Annotated in this window: 3 protein-coding genes; all 3 read left to right on the top strand. The window is 36.7% G+C overall.

All coding sequences use genetic code 11. The annotated features are described in order from the left end of the window. Positions 1–327: dihydroxyacetone kinase subunit DhaK (locus tag SMIDD26_RS06115; RefSeq protein WP_246746942.1), on the top strand; the 327-nt coding region annotated here is incomplete at its 5' end. A gap of 21 nt (positions 328–348) precedes the next feature. Further along, positions 349–924 carry a dihydroxyacetone kinase subunit DhaL gene (dhaL, locus tag SMIDD26_RS06110; RefSeq protein ID WP_050242716.1) on the top strand — a complete coding sequence of 192 codons (576 nt, stop codon included), beginning with the start codon at positions 349–351 and terminating at the stop codon, positions 922–924. Continuing rightward, on the top strand, positions 924–1,298 hold the full coding sequence (gene dhaM, locus SMIDD26_RS06105) for a dihydroxyacetone kinase phosphoryl donor subunit DhaM (RefSeq protein ID WP_061439508.1): 375 nt from the start codon (positions 924–926) through the stop codon (positions 1,296–1,298). The genes dhaL and dhaM overlap by 1 nt, the downstream gene beginning before the upstream one ends. Positions 1,299–2,026 lie beyond the last annotated feature (728 nt).

Below are 2,026 nucleotides of genomic sequence, written 5' to 3'. Positions count from 1 at the left end.
GATATAAAAAAAGAGAAAATGCAACCTTCCGCACAATTGGCCTCAGAATTGGTTGAAAAACTATCTGAAGGTTTCCAACTTAAAGCTGGTGAACGCTATGGCCTTCTCATCAATGGTTTAGGAAGCACTCCTCTTATGGAGCAATATGTATTTGCAAATGATGTGGCAAAATTACTCCATGAAAAAGATGTTGAGTTGGCATTTAAGAAAATTGGAAACTATATGACCTCAATTGATATGGCTGGCTTGTCATTAACATTGATTCGATTGGCAGATGATGAGTGGTTGGATGCTCTAAATGCACCTGTTACTACCCCAGCTTGGTAAAACTCAAGGAGGAAATGTCGCATGAATGCTGAACAAGCTCTTGAATGGATGAAGCTTTTTAATGAAAAGATTCAAGAACAGAAAGATTACCTTAGTGAGTTAGACACTCCTATAGGAGATGGAGACCACGGTGGAAATATGGCGCGTGGAATGGCTGCAGTTATGGAAAACTTAGAAGGAAAGCAATTTGAGACCAGCAGTGATGTGTTTAAACTTGTCTCAATGCAACTACTGAGTAAGGTAGGCGGTGCTTCTGGTCCCTTGTATGGCTCTGCTTTTATGGGCATGGCCAAGGCTGATTCAAATTCGAAAATAGAGGAAATCTTACAAAGCGGTTTGGATATGATTGTCAAACGTGGAAAAGCAGAAGTTGGAGAGAAGACAATGGTTGATGTTTGGACTCCTGTTATTGCTGCTTTGTCTGCTGGCCAATTGACTCAAGAGGTTATTGATCAGGTAGTGAATGCTACCAAAGATTTACTTGCAACTAAAGGAAGAGCATCTTATGTAGGAGAACGTTCTCTTGGACATATCGATCCTGGGTCTTTCTCATCTGGCTTACTCTTTACTGCTCTTTTAGAAACTGGGGTGGTTTAATGGGAAGTATTGGTCTTGTTATCGTTTCACATTCCCAAAACATTGCACAAGGTCTTGTTGAACTGATTAGTGAAGTAGCTAAAGATGTTCCAATTACTTATGTAGGAGGAACCGAAGATGGAGGAATTGGAACGAGTTTTGATCAAGTAGATAGGATTGTTTCCGAAAATCCAGCAGATACTTTATTAGCTTTTTTTGACCTAGGTTCTGCTAAAATGAACTTAGAAATGGTGGCTGATTTCAGTGATAAAAGTATCATGATCAATAGGGTTCCAATTGTAGAAGGTGCCTATACTGCAGGTGCTCTTCTTCAGGCTGGTGCAGAACTGTCAGTTATTCAAACACAGTTGTCGGAGCTTGAAATCAATAAATAAGGAATTTTACTATAACTCTTTTTATAGGTGGGCTATTGATTATCTCAACTATCAAAGTTTAATACTCAATGAAAATTAAAGAGCAAACTAGGAAGCTAGCCGCAGGCTGTACTTGAGTACGGCAAGGTGAAGCTGACGTGGTTTGAATTTGATTTTCGAAGAGTATAAGTAAATAATTTCAAAATCAGAAAAGGATTGCTTGAGCAGTTCCTTTTTGTTTAAAAGGAGTAGAATCATAGTGTTTCTAAATTGTTCATCATTCAAAACTGATTGTGATGGGACTATTCTAGCTTTAGAATTCTTCAAAAATTAACATTTAAGGCTATCAATGGCTTAGAATAGTGCGAAAATATTTAGTTTATAGGAATTCTAGATTTAGAATTACATTTATATTTATGAAGTTAGAGCATTCGATAGTTAGGATAGTTCTATTCTGAAAGTTTTGGGCTAACAATCTTCTAGAATAGTAGTTTGTTAATGAATTTTGTTGAAAGATTCCTTGTTTTATGGTAGTCTAAAGTAAAAGAAAGCCTTATCATTATATTTGTATCTTTAATCTGACTTGGTTTAGGTCTAGAAGAAGGAAATATCATGAAATGCTTATGACTTGTTTGAAAGAGAATGTAAACTAAAAATGGATTCCCTTTACATATTAGGAGTAGGTAGATGAGTAGTTTAGAGTCAATTCGTAAAGCGCATATCATCGTGTGGGGTGCCTATCTATTTTT

It is taken from the genome of Streptococcus mitis (genome assembly GCF_001579035.1).
In the GTDB taxonomy this organism is placed as follows: domain Bacteria; phylum Bacillota; class Bacilli; order Lactobacillales; family Streptococcaceae; genus Streptococcus; species Streptococcus mitis_J.
The sequence above is the reverse complement of the archived record's forward strand: the minus strand, read 5'-3'. Positions and strand labels throughout refer to the sequence as shown.